The sequence below is a fragment of the Psychrobacter sp. CAL346-MNA-CIBAN-0220 genome, assembly GCF_040309805.1.
Lineage (GTDB): Bacteria > Pseudomonadota > Gammaproteobacteria > Pseudomonadales > Moraxellaceae > Psychrobacter.
In genome coordinates, this window is record NZ_JBEOPF010000002.1 from 295385 (window position 1) to 310968 (window position 15584).

At 42.1% G+C, this 15584-nt stretch carries 12 protein-coding genes; 9 read left to right on the forward strand and 3 right to left on the reverse strand.

Annotated elements, in window-relative coordinates:
* Positions 1-23: 23 nt before the first annotated feature.
* Positions 24-1676 carry a sodium:solute symporter family protein gene (locus tag AAEY88_RS07325; RefSeq protein ID WP_350561103.1) on the reverse strand — a complete coding sequence of 551 codons (1653 nt, stop codon included), beginning with the start codon at positions 1674-1676 and terminating at the stop codon, positions 24-26.
* Positions 1677-2560: 884 nt separating this feature from the next.
* Between AAEY88_RS07325 and folD the strand changes: the two genes are divergently transcribed.
* The gene (gene folD, locus AAEY88_RS07330; protein ID WP_350561105.1) at positions 2561-3475 is read left to right on the forward strand and encodes a bifunctional methylenetetrahydrofolate dehydrogenase/methenyltetrahydrofolate cyclohydrolase FolD; all 915 of its coding nucleotides are present in this window, start codon (positions 2561-2563) and stop codon (positions 3473-3475) included.
* A 128-nt stretch (positions 3476-3603) separates the two neighbouring features.
* On the opposite strand, the gene corA is transcribed toward folD, so the two are convergent.
* Together corA and AAEY88_RS07340 are read right to left on the reverse strand one after the other, a co-directional pair.
* On the reverse strand, positions 3604-4815 hold the full coding sequence (gene corA / locus AAEY88_RS07335; protein ID WP_350560953.1) for a magnesium/cobalt transporter CorA: 1212 nt from the start codon (positions 4813-4815) through the stop codon (positions 3604-3606).
* 217 nt (positions 4816-5032) lie between these two features.
* Positions 5033-5422: a DUF2237 domain-containing protein gene (locus tag AAEY88_RS07340; protein ID WP_350560955.1), complete on the reverse strand. Its 390-nt coding sequence runs from the start codon at positions 5420-5422 to the stop codon at positions 5033-5035.
* Between the two features lie 613 nt (positions 5423-6035).
* Between AAEY88_RS07340 and AAEY88_RS07345 the strand changes: the two genes are divergently transcribed.
* The 8 genes from AAEY88_RS07345 to ispG all read left to right on the forward strand — a co-directional run bounded on the left by AAEY88_RS07345 (position 6036) and on the right by ispG (position 15430).
* The gene (locus AAEY88_RS07345) at positions 6036-7403 is read left to right on the forward strand and encodes an ATP phosphoribosyltransferase regulatory subunit (RefSeq protein ID WP_350560957.1); all 1368 of its coding nucleotides are present in this window, start codon (positions 6036-6038) and stop codon (positions 7401-7403) included.
* A gap of 218 nt (positions 7404-7621) precedes the next feature.
* The gene (locus AAEY88_RS07350) at positions 7622-8911 is read left to right on the forward strand and encodes an adenylosuccinate synthase (RefSeq protein WP_350560959.1); all 1290 of its coding nucleotides are present in this window, start codon (positions 7622-7624) and stop codon (positions 8909-8911) included.
* A gap of 256 nt (positions 8912-9167) precedes the next feature.
* On the forward strand, positions 9168-9584 hold the full coding sequence (locus tag AAEY88_RS07355) for a lysozyme inhibitor LprI family protein (protein ID WP_350560961.1): 417 nt from the start codon (positions 9168-9170) through the stop codon (positions 9582-9584).
* Between the two features lie 443 nt (positions 9585-10027).
* Positions 10028-10459 carry a nucleoside-diphosphate kinase gene (ndk, locus tag AAEY88_RS07360; protein WP_350560963.1) on the forward strand — a complete coding sequence of 144 codons (432 nt, stop codon included), beginning with the start codon at positions 10028-10030 and terminating at the stop codon, positions 10457-10459.
* A gap of 396 nt (positions 10460-10855) precedes the next feature.
* Complete coding sequence (gene rlmN / locus AAEY88_RS07365; RefSeq protein WP_350560965.1) at positions 10856-12118, forward strand: 23S rRNA (adenine(2503)-C(2))-methyltransferase RlmN; 1263 nt, start codon at positions 10856-10858, stop codon at positions 12116-12118.
* Positions 12119-12446: 328 nt separating this feature from the next.
* On the forward strand, positions 12447-13424 hold the full coding sequence (gene pilW, locus AAEY88_RS07370) for a type IV pilus biogenesis/stability protein PilW (protein WP_350560967.1): 978 nt from the start codon (positions 12447-12449) through the stop codon (positions 13422-13424).
* Complete coding sequence (locus AAEY88_RS07375; protein ID WP_350560969.1) at positions 13421-14236, forward strand: RodZ domain-containing protein; 816 nt, start codon at positions 13421-13423, stop codon at positions 14234-14236. Before pilW ends, AAEY88_RS07375 begins: the two co-directional genes overlap by 4 nt.
* A 78-nt stretch (positions 14237-14314) precedes the next feature.
* Positions 14315-15430 (forward strand): flavodoxin-dependent (E)-4-hydroxy-3-methylbut-2-enyl-diphosphate synthase, encoded by a 1116-nt coding sequence (gene ispG, locus AAEY88_RS07380; RefSeq protein ID WP_350560971.1) that lies wholly within the window; start codon positions 14315-14317, stop codon positions 15428-15430.
* Positions 15431-15584 lie beyond the last annotated feature (154 nt).

Consider the following 15584-nt stretch of genomic DNA (forward strand, 5'->3'; position numbering starts at 1 on the left):
TTAGCTAGCTGTTATCAGTGCACTTAAACATCTGGTGTCGGTTGCGCATCAACTTTAGACTTATCGTAACTACCAACCCGTTGTTTGATTAAGTCGAAATCGAAGTGCTCATCACCCATGAGGCTGACAATCACACAAACGATGGTACTGACACCATAAGCCGTTAGCGAGGCCACCAGCACCATATATTGACGTAAGAACCCAGTGGCGAATATCAACATAAACAGCAGCGCAATGGCAGCCGCTAACAGTCCCATTTTGCGACCTAAGAAGCCAAAGACCATAAGTCCAATGACAACTGCGCCACCAACACTGGCCATAATCTCAAAGAATAGCGCCGTTATACCGACGATCGGAATCAACTCAAAGCGGGCGATACAAAAGAATAACAGCCCCACGATAACTGCTGCGGTAAAGGCGGTATTGGTCACCCGATTCCAGTACACACTGGCAATAACCGGAAAGACGATGGAGCCCCATAATGCACCAACAAATACCAGCATTACTAGAATATCAAGTTTAAAGCTGGCAAAAACAAGACCGGCAGCAGTGGCGATAATCATCGTTCCACGACCGACTAGCATCATAGTTTTTGGCTTTACCTTACCTTTTTTGGCAATATTTTTGCCATAGACATCGGCCATCATAATGGTTGATAGCGCCGATAAATCTGAGTCAGCGGTTGATGACAAGGAACCGATAACCAAAATAAAGAATAGGGCGATAAATACGGGATGTAGATACGTACTAACCATCTGTGGAATCAGGTTGTTCATATTGCCATCAAGCGGCTCAACACCAATCGTTAATGCCATGAGACCTATCATACCCAGACCGATAACAATACCAGCATAGCCAACTGTGGCCGTGATAAAGGTGGCTTTGATTTTAGTTTTATCAATCGCAAATAAGCGTTGAGTGATGGTCTGATTACCAATGGCATAAGCCAAAACGGCGACAAAGAAAGGCGCACCTTGCTGGAAGAAGGCTTCAGATGAAAAGAAATCTTGCTGCTCAAAAGTTAAGTTTGATAGTCCGCTAACCATAACCGAAGGGCCACCCATCGAGAATAGCACTGCTGGAATAATAACGATACCAATCGCCATCAAGGCGACCAATTGAGCAAAATCGGTAAACACCGAGGCGCGAAAGCCGGAAGTCAAGGTATAGCTAAGCACCCCGACACCCGCAATAATCACACCCGTCTGAAATGATAGCGGCGACAATACGGATACCAGTGCACCAGCAGCGGTAAAATTGACCATCAAGCTAATTAAGCTGCCCATAATATTGGATATGGCTAAAATTAATTGGCTTGATGAGCCATGGCGGGCATGAATCAGCTCACCTAAAGTGTGACCATTAGGTGCCAGTTCACGAAAGCGCATGCCAAAGGGATAGATGAATAAAATCATCAATGCGCCCCAAAAGCCATAATGTATCGGTCCTGATACCCCATATTTATAGCCAGAAGTGGCTGCCGCATAAAACGATGCTGCCCAAATCCAAGTCGCGGTCATACTTGCCGCGCCCATACCAAAGCCGACGCTGTGACCTGCCACCATAAAACCAGAGGTCGTTTCTTTGTCTTTTTTAATCAATAAAGACAGTAGGTAGGTACCGCCATAAAACGCGACCAATAGTGCAATGATAGTCAGCGCCGAAAATTGAAACAATGACTCAGTTTTCAAATTCATACCTCGCAATTGTTTTAGATGAAAAAAAGTTGGTACTATAATATATAGCCCCAACTATTAAGAATTTATTAAGCCGCACAACGCAATACAACACAATTGATATATATCGCTGTTGTTTTGTCACCAGCTATTTATTACAACGCGCTATCTACCAAGTATTAAACGTTTAATATTGGCACACAAACAAACACAGCGTCATAACGAATAACCCATGCTAAATACAGACAGTTAAAGTCAGAGCTTATAGTCAGTCTTGAAGACGCTGTATAAGCAATACTTGGTTGAAGTACGTGAGGTCTATAACCTGAGTACTAATCAGCTGTGATGGGCAAATTGGTAAAGTAAATAGGTAACCAATTGCAGGTGATGCATAAGAAGCAGCATATCTAATGACTAATATAACGCTATTTTAAAGCGCGCACATCTGTTGCCATTGATGAATAAAACTACAACTATGTTAAATATATGTAACATTTATGCCCTACAAGGGTAACACTATTATGCATTTAATCCCAAACTTATCAGTCATTTATAGAGAGGAACGAGCAGAATAATGAGTTTTAATCGCTACAGATTATCCTTAAATTTTAAAAAAATAATCAATAGAATTGCCAGGATAAAAATAAGGTTTTGTCCTATATCGTGCTAACAGCTAGGTTTTCGCTAGTGAGGCAGGTACAATACCACTCTTAATTTAGCGCTTATTAAATGAGCCTATAGCAGCTTTAGTAAAGGCGTTTATTAAATAAAGGCTGACTTTTATTGTCACTAGCTGTTATGGGCGCAAATAGGGTAGGCTCGAAGGGCCTACCGGTGCTGTCTTTGTTTTTTATTGCTCAATCGATGGAGTTACTATGTCTGCCATGTCACCTGCTTCGACAAATGCTACGACAACGTCTGACCATGAGTCTGCAACCTTACTTGACGGTAAAGGACTTGCTGGACAAATAGAAATAGCACTGCGTACGCGTGTGGATGCTATCAAGGCTAAATCTGGTCGCATCCCAATCTTAGCGACGATACTAGTCGGAGATGACCCTGCCTCAGCCACCTATGTACGTATGAAGAGTAATGCTTGTAAGCGGGTTGGCATGGATTCCATTAAGGTAGAGATGCCGAGTGTCACTACCACTGAACAGCTAATCGCTAAAATAACTGAGCTTAATAATAATCAAGACGTTCACGGCATCCTGCTTCAGCATCCAGTACCTAACCATGTCGATGAGCGTGCTTGTTTTGAAAAAATTGCCCTAAGAAAAGATGTTGATGGCGTGACTTGTTTGGGTTTTGGCCGGATGAGTATGCAAGAGTCAGCCTTTGGGTCCTGTACCCCGCAAGGTATCATGCATCTGTTGCGCCATCATAATATTGAGCTTGCTGGTAAGGAGGCGGTGGTAGTCGGTCGTAGCGCTATTTTGGGCAAGCCCATGGCGATGATGCTCCTCAACTCTAACTGTACGGTGACTATTTGCCATTCAAAGACTCAAGATTTGGCCGCTCATGTTAAACGTGCTGATATTATTGTAGGGGCAGTAGGCGTACCTGAGCTGATTAAAGCGGAGTGGATCAAAGAAGGCGCAGTAGTGATTGATGCTGGTTTTCATCCAACTGAAAATGGTGGCGTGGGTGATATTGAAATGCGCGGCGTCAAAAACATTGCCAGCGCTTATACCCCAGTACCAGGCGGCGTAGGGCCGATGACGATTAATACCCTTATTCGTCAAACAGTGACCGCCGCTGAAAAATCAGCAGGCTTAGATGTCAGTATGATCAGTTAGTACTTAAACAGCCTATAAAAAACGTTTGAAAATAAAAAAGGGCCAATCATTGGCCCTTTTTTATGGTTAAGTTTATGTTATCTCTGTTTATTTTTTCTATTTATTAAATGATGTCAATAAATTTATGCTTATAACCAACCCAGTCGTTTGAAATTGTAGTATAAATAACCACATAATGAGCCGATAAATACCATAATAGCTAAGTATGAATACTTCCAATGTAGCTCAGGCATAAAGTCGAAGTTCATCCCATAAATACCAGCCAACGCTGTCGGTACGGCTAAAATACCGGCCCAAGCAGCAAGCTTACGCACCACCTCGTTCTGTCCCATATTGACCATAGCCAAGTAGGTATTCATAACCACACTAAGCATTTCATTAAGACCGTTGATCGCATCTAAAGAGTGTAGTAGATGGTCATTGACGTCACGGAAATAAGGTCTGGCCGCTTGAGAAAACGCAGAAACCAGATCACTTTTTTTGTGATTAATAAAAAAACTACAAATGTCTTGTACTGGTAAAATCACCGCGCGCATATGGACCAGTTGCGACTTTAATTCATATAAATTTTTGAGCGTACTCTTATTGAATTCATAGGTAAAAATATGGCGTTCTTGCTCGCGTAAATAGCTGCCTAAGCGATCGGTGACCGGCATATAGTTATCAACAATAAAGTCAAGAATAGCATGCAAGACAAAAATAGGTCCCATACGTAGCTTTTCAGGGCGACGATTACAGTGCTCACGTACCGGTGCATAAGAATTAGAGGGACCATTACGAATAGTAATCAAGTAATTCTTGCCCATAAATATCGCGGTGGTACCGTAGCGAATAACATTATCTTCAAGCTTGGCAGTACGTATCACCACAAATATCGTATCGTTATCATAGTTTTCGACTTTAGCGCGCTGGTGATCAGCGAACGCATCTTCAATTGCCAGTTCGTGCAAATCAAATGCGTTTTGTACTTTAGCGATCGTTTGTAGACTGGGATCATATAGTCCAAGCCAGATAAATTGTCCATTATTGGTCAGGGCCTTGCTAACATCACTCAGCGCCACTTGTTCTAGTTGTTCACCAGTTTTGCGAGAATAGGCATGGCAGTTGACGATCTCATCGGCGCTTGATACGTCAATATCTTCATAGCGCTCAGAGTCGGGATCATAAACGGTCATGGTCTCGATGGTATCTTCGGGCGACGCATCGGCATCACCGTAGATATAGCTGTCATAATCAAGATATGAGCGGTCATCTTCCATATCAGAGTAGGTGTGGCTGACATTAGAGTCAGGTGTGATACGAGTGGTCGTCTTGACCAGTTGGTCGTCATCGTTGTTCATACACCCTCCTTTAGCCTAATCATAAATAATAATTGCAAATAACACTCATAAAACCCAGTGACAACAATAAAGTCATCAATAAAAAGAGCCAAGTGCTATTTAAATGGACGTCTAAACGTTAGTCTAACTATAAACTGTAATAAAAATAATTTCTTAAAGAAACGGTTAGTCGCAAATTATTTTATAGTAAAAGCTGTTTTGAAACGTTAGCGACGACTTACAGGGCGTAGCGTTTTAAAGTTTCAATATCGACCAGTGTTAATAAGCTTTCATGGCAACCTTCTAGCTTGAGTTGTGGCGCGATGTCAAAGTCTAGTGCCTCAACCCAGCGCAGTGCACAGATACACCAATAATCACCAGGCTTGAGCCCAGCAAAGTTATACTCAGGTAATGGGGTGATCAAATCATTGCCGCGGCTTGATGAGAAGTTTAGAAATTCACTGGTCATTTTGGCACAAACGGTATGCTGACCCACATCATGATTACCCGTATGACAAAAGCCGTTACGATAGTAGCCAGTAATAGGATCAAAACAGCAGCTGGCAAGGGCGGTGCCCAAGACGTTGGTCTGATTGATAGCTGGATTGGGATGATTGTCAGATGACATAAGACCTCCGAGATACGTAATGTTGATAAGAGTCTTGCAGAGAGTATGAAAGGCTATTTACTCTAAATAAGGATATTTTTAACGATAAAGCTATTAATAATGGAACTATCAGTAATGAAACAAGTGGTAAGAAACCAGCCAATAAATAGCTGCCATCTCTGTTTTATATGATAAAAATATGCGCTAGTGTACCATGAGTTTAGAAGGATGTCGTAACCCAAATAGTACCGAAAACCTCATCTGTAGCAGTGATCATAGCTTGTTTTCATGACCGTTTATTATTGCTAGATAATTTTGCCAAAATGAGCATTGAGTTATGTCTAACCAGATAAATCGAATAGAAATTGGCCGCAATTGTGACTAGGCGAACCTTGGCTGCTATGCTAAACTTAAGCACAAAGAGCCTTGATTATTTATCATATCACTGTAGCCGTTTTATCATCCTAACGGATACTTATAGCTCACCCTTTAAGGGTTGCCCAATTGGTTTATGATAATTAGGCCAATAGTTTTGTGCGCGTAAAATACAAAGTGCTTAGCATCGACTTTATTGTAAATATAACCTTATCATGCCGCGTTATTTGGTAAACGATATGCCAAACAAGGATTTATTGTGTCTGTCAGTTCTGATCTTGCTAACTCCGCCCCGCTAAGCTCGACAAACAAAAACGCGTCTGCTACGCCTATTGGCCAGTCGACTCCTAGTACAGAGGGCCATAATAATGCTAAGTCTAATAGTGATTCTGCATCCGATTCTCTTCCTTATTTAAGCAATTTTCATCTAAGTAACCTTGCTGCTGAAGTGGCCAATAGCTGGCTATTACCTGATGGCGTGGCTGATGTGTTATTTGAAGATGCACAAAAACAGGAAGTGCTGCGCTATCAACTCACTCAGCAGCTTATTACTCACGGCTATCAATTGGTTTGCCCGCCAATGATCGAATATACCGAATCCTTGCTTAGTGAGGCATCAGAAGACTTAAAACGTCAAACCTTTAAGATTATCGATCAGCTTACTGGCCGTCTGATGGGGGTGCGTGCCAATATCACGCCGCAAATTTTGCGCATTGATGCACATCATGGTGGCGAAGGTATCGCACGCTATTGTTATGCAGGCGATGTCATTCATACCTTGCCATCAGGTTTATTTGGCTCGCGTACGCCATTGCAATTGGGCGCGGAGATTTTCGGTTGTACAGCACTCAGCGCCGATATTGAGCTAATAGATATGCTATTTGCGATGATTAATAGCCTAGATATGAGTGCCGTGCTGCATGTCGATTTAGGTCATGTCGCAATATTTAAACGTTTGTCTGTTTTAGCGCAGCTGTCTGTTAATGACACCGATCAATTGATGCATTTATATGCCAATAAGAATTTACCGGAACTAAAGCGTGTCTGCCAAGCCTTGCCAATGGGTGATGACTTTTATGCTTTAGCGCGCTTTGGTCATGATATGGCTCAGTTATTAATAAAGCTATCAGACGTCGCCCAACAAGATACGCATATTGCTGAAGCTATCGATGAGCTGCAACGTCTAAAAAACCATCTGCAAGATCAATGGCAGTGCCAAGTAAGTATCGATGTTACAGAGCTATCAGGCTATCACTATCATACCGGTATTGTGTTCAATGGTTATATCAATAGTGAGACTCAGCCACTGGTACGTGGCGGGCGCTTTGATAGTATGCAAAGCCATAGCAGACAGCCTCGTGCCGCGACGGGCTTTAGTATGGACGTTAGTCGTCTATTACCCCATATTCAGCTGGATGCACCGATTATAGTCGTGGTGGATTTCACTGCACTGGACAACGCCAATAGTGCACAAACACAGGCGCTACAGCAGCAAGTTGATATGTTACGCCAGCAAGGGTATCGCATCACTATGCCGCTAGATGCCCACGACTGTCCGACTGGCGTCACGCATCGCTTAAGCTTAATTGATAGCCAGTGGCAACTCATGCCAGTAACGTCAGCTTAATGAAAAGAAAGTATGAGTTTTAACTCAATTTTAGTCGCTATTTCTATACTTAATTAGTTTTAACACTCAAATTATTATCGTATAGTCAATCCACAATAATAGGAATACAAGGAAACCGAGCGCAAGTTGTACACTGAGTACAGCAAGCGAGGTTGACAATGTAGCCATGTTGTTGTGGACTGACGACACACCTCAATACATTATTGTAAGGATCAATCATGGGTAAGAATGTCGTAGTTTTAGGTAGCCAGTGGGGCGATGAAGGTAAAGGTAAAATCGTTGATTTGCTCACCGAAAAGGCCTCAGCGGTCGCGCGTTTTCAAGGCGGGCATAATGCTGGGCATACGCTGGTTGTCGATGGCAAAACCACCGTCTTGCACTTGATTCCATCGGGTATCTTACGTGAAGGCGTCACTTGTTTTATCGGTAATGGGGTGGTGTTAGCGCCTGATGCCTTGCTCAAAGAGATGAAAGAATTAGAAGATAACCATGTCCCTGTTCGTGATCGTCTGCGCATTTCACCAAACTGTCCGCTTATCATGCCTTATCATGTAGCGCTTGATCAAGCCCGTGAAGCCAAGCGTGGCACTGGTAAAATCGGTACCACCGGTCGCGGTATTGGTCCGGCTTATGAAGATAAAGTGGCACGCCGTGCGATTAAGCTTGCGGACTTGTTTCGTGATGACTTAGAAGAAAAGCTACGTAACTTGATCGAATATCATAACTTCCAATTGACTCAGTATTATAAAGTTGACGGTGTTGATTTCGACCATACTTATCAGCTGTGCCAAGAATGGAAAGAACAAATCAGAGGCATGGTTACTGACGTGACCGAAGAGCTCAATCAATTACGCCTAGCCGGTAAAAACCTGATGTTTGAAGGGGCGCAAGGGACATTACTTGATATCGACCACGGTACCTATCCGTTTGTGACCAGCTCAAGCGTGACTGCTGGTGGTGTATCAACCGGTACCGGTATTGGTCCCTTATATTTAGATTATGTACTGGGTATCACTAAAGCTTATACCACCCGTGTGGGTAGCGGTCCGTTCCCAACAGAATTATTTGATGATGTGGGTGCCCATTTGGCAAAAGTAGGCCATGAATTTGGTGCCACTACTGGACGTGCGCGTCGCTGCGGTTGGTTTGATGCCGAGGCTTTACGTCGTGCGGTCGTATTAAACTCGCTATCAGGTATTTGCTTAACCAAGCTTGATGTATTAGATGGTTTAGAAGAGTTGTTAATTGGTGTGGGCTATGAGGTACCAGAGACTGAGTTTGCAGGCGCGCATGATGCAGAATTTTATGAGTCAGTAACGCCAAAATACGAAACGCTGGCGGGCTGGAGCGAATCAACAGTTGGTATTACTAACTATGATGACTTGCCTGAAAATGCTAAAAAATACATCAAACGTATTGAAGCCTTGATTGATTGCCCTGTTGATATCATCTCTACCGGCCCTGACCGCGAAGAGACTATCGTTTTGCGCGATCCGTATGACGTGTAAATAAGATAAGCAGTCATTATTAGACTGTAAGTGTTTGATGATAAAGTAAAACCCCAGTGCATTGTACTGGGGTTTTACTTTGAGGGTTTCCTGATAAAATCCTAGCAACTATTATTGAGTTCCCAATAGCATAAAATCAGGACAAACTGATCTAAAATAGATTAAGATTGGGTTTAATGGCATCATTTTTGCTCGAGAAAATTTAACGTGGTGAAAAGGAATTTTAATAACAACCAAACGATAAGAGGGAAATAGTATGTCAAAAAATATCATCAAGCACTCTATTCGCAACACCTCTCTGGTATTGCTGACTTCCGCCGCCTTTATGTTCCCTATGCTGTCTTGGGGTGCCCAAAACTGTGATAAACCTATCAATGATTTTGATGGGCTATATTGCTTAACTAAAGTCTATTTAGAGGCAGACAAAGAGCTTAACAGCTCTTATGAAAAGCTAGCTAAGCGTTTAAATACCAAACAAAAAGCCACGTTAAAGCGTGGGCAACTTGCTTGGATGCGCGAGCGTAACGATCGCTGCAGTTATAATGATGAAGACGGTTTTTATGTCAACATGGGCTGTGCTACTCGCACTACTACCGAACGCGTGAACTTCTTAAATGAGCGTGTGCGTGAATGTGCCGCTGGAAGTTGCCGAGACAGTCGCTTAGGGGAGTAACAGGAGAATGGTTAAACTGTTGATTTGGGTGAAGTAATAGCTTGCAGTTAATTGATGACTCGTAATTTTTATAATAAGACTTCAAGTTATATGGCTGCGTACTAAAAATTGCTTATTTAATAATAAAACCCCAGTGCTGAGCATTGGGGTTTTTGTTTTTGGTAGCGTTTATGAAGAGTTTTTTGGTAGGTTTTATGGGAATAACAGAAGAGATTATTAATAATTAATGAATGTTAAATTTACGTTTAAGTAAGCTATGATTATAAATTGCCCCTATCATTTATGGCTCCAATCATTATAATAGGCAGCAATCGCGCGCTGATGGTTATGTGTCCACATTGGGACATATAAGCTCACCAAAAAAGTAGCGTAGTGATCAAAGAACATGTAAATCATTTATTATTTTATTTTTCGTCTAACTTATTATTCATTAGGAGTTTTTCATGGCTAACGAACGTACTTTATCTATCATCAAACCTGACGCAGTTGCTGGCAACCACATTGGCGCTATCTATGACCGTTTTGAACAAGCCGGTCTAAAAATTGTGGCGGCAAAAATGCAACAACTAGACGACGAAAAAGCAGGCGGTTTTTATGCTGAGCATTCTGAGCGTCCCTTTTATAATGATCTAAAATCTTTTATGACCTCAGGTCCCGTATTGGTATCAGTACTAGAAGGCGAAAACGCTATCGCTAAACATCGCGAAATCATGGGCGCTACTAACCCAAAAGACGCTGATAAAGGCACTATCCGTGCTGACTTTGCGAGCAGCATCGATGAAAACGCGGTTCATGGTTCAGATTCAGTTGAATCAGCTAAACGTGAAATCAGCTACTTCTTTAATGATGATGAAGTGTGTGCTCGTACGCGTTAATAGTCAGATTAATTGACAGCTGTCATTGTTAATATATAGGCATTAACAGAGATTGCTATTAATGATTATGGATTAACAGTATCGAAAAACGGCTTATATCCAGTAGGGTATAAGCCGTTTGACCTATTATTTATTGCTTCAATATATTGATTTTTTATTGAAATTTACCGTCATGCCCTTCATGATAAGTAAGTAGTATATTTTCTTATCAATTAATCAGCGTTATCAATCCCTTATCAGCATCTTTTCTTATTAAGTGTTTTTTCTAAAATGTTCCATAAGACTGTTCCTAAACGTAGAATTTATAAAATCTGCGCTGATAACGGATTGCTGATGCATCACTACATTGCCTATTTTATTTTATGCTAACAAGTCTTACGCCACAGGCCACTTATTATGTCAACTATCAGCACAAATATTGCTACTCCCACTCAGCCAGTACAAGCGCATACCCCAGCCAAACGTAACAATAGCATTAAGCTATTGGATGAAGCGCATGCAAAAACCAATCTACTAGGTATGACGCAAGCGCAACTTGCTGATTACTTTAAAAGTATTGGCGAAAAACCGTTTCGTGCGACCCAAGTGATTAAGTGGATTTATCAGCAAGGCGTCACTGACTTTGAGCAGATGACTAATTTGAGTAAAGGCTTGCGAGACAAGTTGTCAGCCAATGCTTGCGTGACCCCGCCAAAAGTGATTCATCGTCAATATAGCGATGATGGCACTCGTAAATGGGTATTTGAAGTCACTGGCGGCTCACTGGTTGAGACGGTTTTGATTCCGGCTGATGATAGCAAAATAAACGGTCGTAAGACCTTATGTGTTTCATCGCAAGTGGGCTGCGCACTGGACTGTAGCTTTTGTAGTACCGGTAAGCAGGGCTTTGAGCGCGATTTGAGTGCTGCTGAGATTCTCGGACAATTATGGGTTGCCAATGCCTCTTATATGACTGATGAGCAAGACAGTCTAGAGGGTGTTGACCACAGCTTATGGGAAAATAACGTGACCAACGTGGTGATGATGGGTATGGGCGAGCCGCTACTCAATTACCGTCCGGTGGTCAGTTCGATGGAACTGATGTTAAGCGATCATGCGTATGGTCTATCCAAGCGCCGCGTGACTCTATCGACGTCAGGTGTGGTGCCTAAAATGTATAAGCTGGCACAAGATATCGATGTGGCGCTGGCCATATCTTTGCATGCGCCCAATGATGAGCTACGTAACGAGCTAGTGCCTATTAATAAAAAATATCCTTTAGCAGAGCTGATTGCTGCCGCTAAAAACTATGTTCATGACGTCAATCCACGCCATAAAAAACATGTGACCATTGAATATGTCATGCTTGACGGCATTAATGATCATGATGAGCATGCTCATCAGTTGGTGACTTTGTTAGAAGGTTTGCCCAGTAAGATTAACCTCATTCCGTTTAATCCTTTCCCGCATTCGGGGTATGATAAGTCAAGCAATAACCGTATCCATGCCTTTAGTAATATTCTTAGTGAAGCGGGATTTGTCTGTACTATTCGCCAAACTCGCGGTGATGATATTGATGCCGCTTGTGGTCAATTGGTCGGGCAAGTGGCTGACCGTACCAGACGTTCCGCCGCCTGGCAGCAAAGTATTAAAGATCGTAGTACTAGTGAGCCTGTATAGAGATATTGCTATAGTCGAACTTATATAAATTCGCTACAGCTTTAACCTCGCTAGACGTATTTGCTTTGATGAGCTAGCTACTGTCTGCTCCTAGTTTTTATATTAAAATCATTTAGATTTAACTGTATACAACACACTTAACCAGTGTGTTGCTCATGTGATTTAACGGTTTTGATGTCTTCCATCCATCTTGATAGTAATAAAAATGTAGTCATAGCAACTAATAGCAACTAAACTGTACTTAATGGGGTCAAATCTATTAAACTGAGGCTTCGTTGAAACTCAGTGCTAAATGACAGTACTGAACCACAGTTTTATGATGGCGGCTATGATGACTTCTAAATACTCTTGTCAGATCAAAACCCAGCGCGACCTCTCTACAACAATACAGACGTTTTCTCAGTTAGGTACAGCGCACAGCATATTTGATAAGCAAAGAAGAATCGTTGACAGACAGAAAAATCAGTCAACGATTATTATCATAACAAGTGCTGTAATAGCTCTGCTGTTGACAGGGTGTCAAAGTACGCCAACCAATGCTTTGACAGGCAGTACTACCTATCAAACGTCAACGCAGCCAAGTAGCAATCGTAACTTAGACAAGCAAGAAATTGCCCGTGTTCGTACCTCACTGGCAGCGCAATATATTCGTAAAAATGAGCTTGATACCGCGCAGCGCCAACTTGAAAAAGCTTTTGCTGCCAATAACCGATACGCGCCCGCCTATGATATGATGGGCGTTTTATTGCAGCAAGAAGGCAGCCGCCTTAATCTTGAAAAAGCCGATCAATATTTTAAAAAAGCGATTACCTTAGATCCAGATTTTGAGCAAGCACGTAATAATTATGGCGTGTATTTATCGCAGATGAAGCGTTATGCTGAGGCCGTAGAGCAGTTTGAGATTGCAGGAGCAGCACTTGGCTATGAAGGTCGTATCGGCGCCCTCGAAAATTTAGGCCGTACTTATCTACAGCTCAACAACCATCCGGCAGCAGCAAAAGCATTTTTGCGGGCACTAGATGGCAATCGCAATAGCTTAATTGCTCATATTGAGCTGGTTGACTTATTGCTTGAACAGCAGCGTGTTCAGCAAGCACAGCGACTGTATGATGAGACTTTGATACTAGTACAAGGCCAAGGTACCAGCCCGCGTCTGCTGTTACAAGGTGTTAAGCTTGCTGCCGCTCAAAATGATAAAAACGCGCGTCAGCAGTTAGCGCAGCAACTCTTATCTGCCTATCCATTAAGCGATGAAGCCAAACAAATTAAGACTTGGCTTAATAGTCCAGAGGCATCATGGAAATGACCGATCCTTCACCAGACCCTCACTCTAACGCTCAGGGATCATTTGGTACTATGCTGCAGCATGCCCGTAAATCTAAGCAAATTAGCTTAGATGAGGTGGCAAGTGAGCTATTTATTCTAAAGCGCCATTTGCAAGCGCTAGAAAGTGAAAAATTTGATGAATTACCGCAAGTGGCTTTTGCTCGTGGTTTTGCGATTAATTATGCTAAGTTTTTAGGTTTAGATTCGTTACAGGTAGCGACCAGTTTTGACGCCGCTTATCCTGATGAGCTTAAATCGAATGCGATGACTAATGCTAAATCTTTGCTACAGCCGATGGGTACCTTACAGCGTGATAGTCGTAGTCGTTTGCGCTTTAACCCGTTATTAATTATTGCGGTGATTGCGCTGATAATTTTGGCCATATTTTTATTCCGCATGGTCAGTAACGCCAGTAAAGACAGTCAAGTGTTAAACCCAGTGACGGAAGATCTAACAGCCGCAGAACAAACGCAGGGCGCGGCTATGAATAATCAAGATAATGAGATTGGCGCGTCTGGTTCTGCACTTAATTTAAGTAATAGTGAAAATATGAGCACTGCCTCCCTAGAGGTCAAACTGACCGATACGGCTGTTATTAATATCATAGATGCGTCTGGTAATAGCCTTATGAATGGTAGTCAGACTCAGGGTGATTATAAGCTAGTAGGTATACCACCATTTAATGTTCAGATTAATAATGTTGATAGGGTTAGCTTATTATTAAACCAAGAGTCAGTTGCGTTAGATCAATACGCATCCGACGAACAGGCACGTTTTGAATTGACACCTTAATTTATTTAGGCAGCCATTTTATGTTTAAGCGGCTATTTTCATTTTTCATTTGTTTTGCTCTGATTAAAGGATTCGTATATGTCAACGTCATCGCCTATTAACCGTCGCCTTACTAAGAAAATATACGTCGGTGATGTCGCGATTGGCGGCGATGCACCCATTAGTGTGCAAAGCATGACCAATACCGACACCTGTGATGTGGCAGCAACCGTCGCACAAATTGAGCGCTGTGTTGAGGCAGGTGCAGATTTTATGCGAGTGTCCACCCCAACAATGGATACCGTTGAGGCTTTTGGCAAGATTCGTAAATTGGTCAGCGTCCCATTAGTAGCAGACGTGCATTTTGACCATAAAATTGCCCTTGCCGTTGCTGAAGCGGGTGCTGATTGTCTACGTATTAACCCAGGTAACATTGGTAGTGATGCTAAAGTACGTGAAGTGGTTGCTTGTGCTAAATATCACAATATCCCTATCCGTATTGGTGTAAATGCTGGCTCGTTAGAGAAGGACATTCAACGTAAATACAGTGAGCCGACAGGCGAGGCGATGCTAGAGTCAGCAATGCGTCATATTGATATTTTAGAACGTTTGAATTTTGATCAATATAAAGTATCGGTTAAAGCCAGTAACGTATTTTTGACCTTAGATGCTTATCGCTTAATATCAGCGCAAATTGATAATCCGCTACATTTGGGCGTGACAGAAGCCGGTGTGTATCGTACGGGTGCGGTCAAGTCTGCCATTGCATTAGGTGGATTGTTACTTGATGGTATTGGCGATACCATCCGTATCTCCCTAGCTGCGGAACCAGAAGAAGAAATTAAAATTGGTTTTGATATCTTAAAGTCGCTCAATATTCGTTCTAATGGGGTAAACTTTATTGCTTGTCCGAGCTGCTCACGACAAGAGTTTGATGTGATTAGAGTGATGACCGCTTTAGAGGCACGTTTAGAAGATATTCGTGAACCGATGAATTTATCGGTAATTGGTTGTAAAGTAAACGGTCCTGGTGAAGCTAAAATGGCTGACATTGGTATTGTTGGTGCAGCGCCAAAATCGCTGGTATACCGGATGGGCGAAAAAAGCCATCTTATTGACACCACTAATCTGGTCGATGAAATAGAAAGTATGGTACGCGCTCATGCAGATGATTTGGCAAAATTACGTGAAAATGAGATAATTCGAGTAAAATAGTATTTAGCCTCAATATTTATGTTGATGCTTTAAGTTTTAAAGCCGCTTAAGATGTATATAAATACTCAATAAGAGTGCCTTCTTAAAGATGAAGTTTTGAAAGACAGCTTTTCTAGTAATGAAAAATTAGCAATTCATAGAAGAATAATAAAGA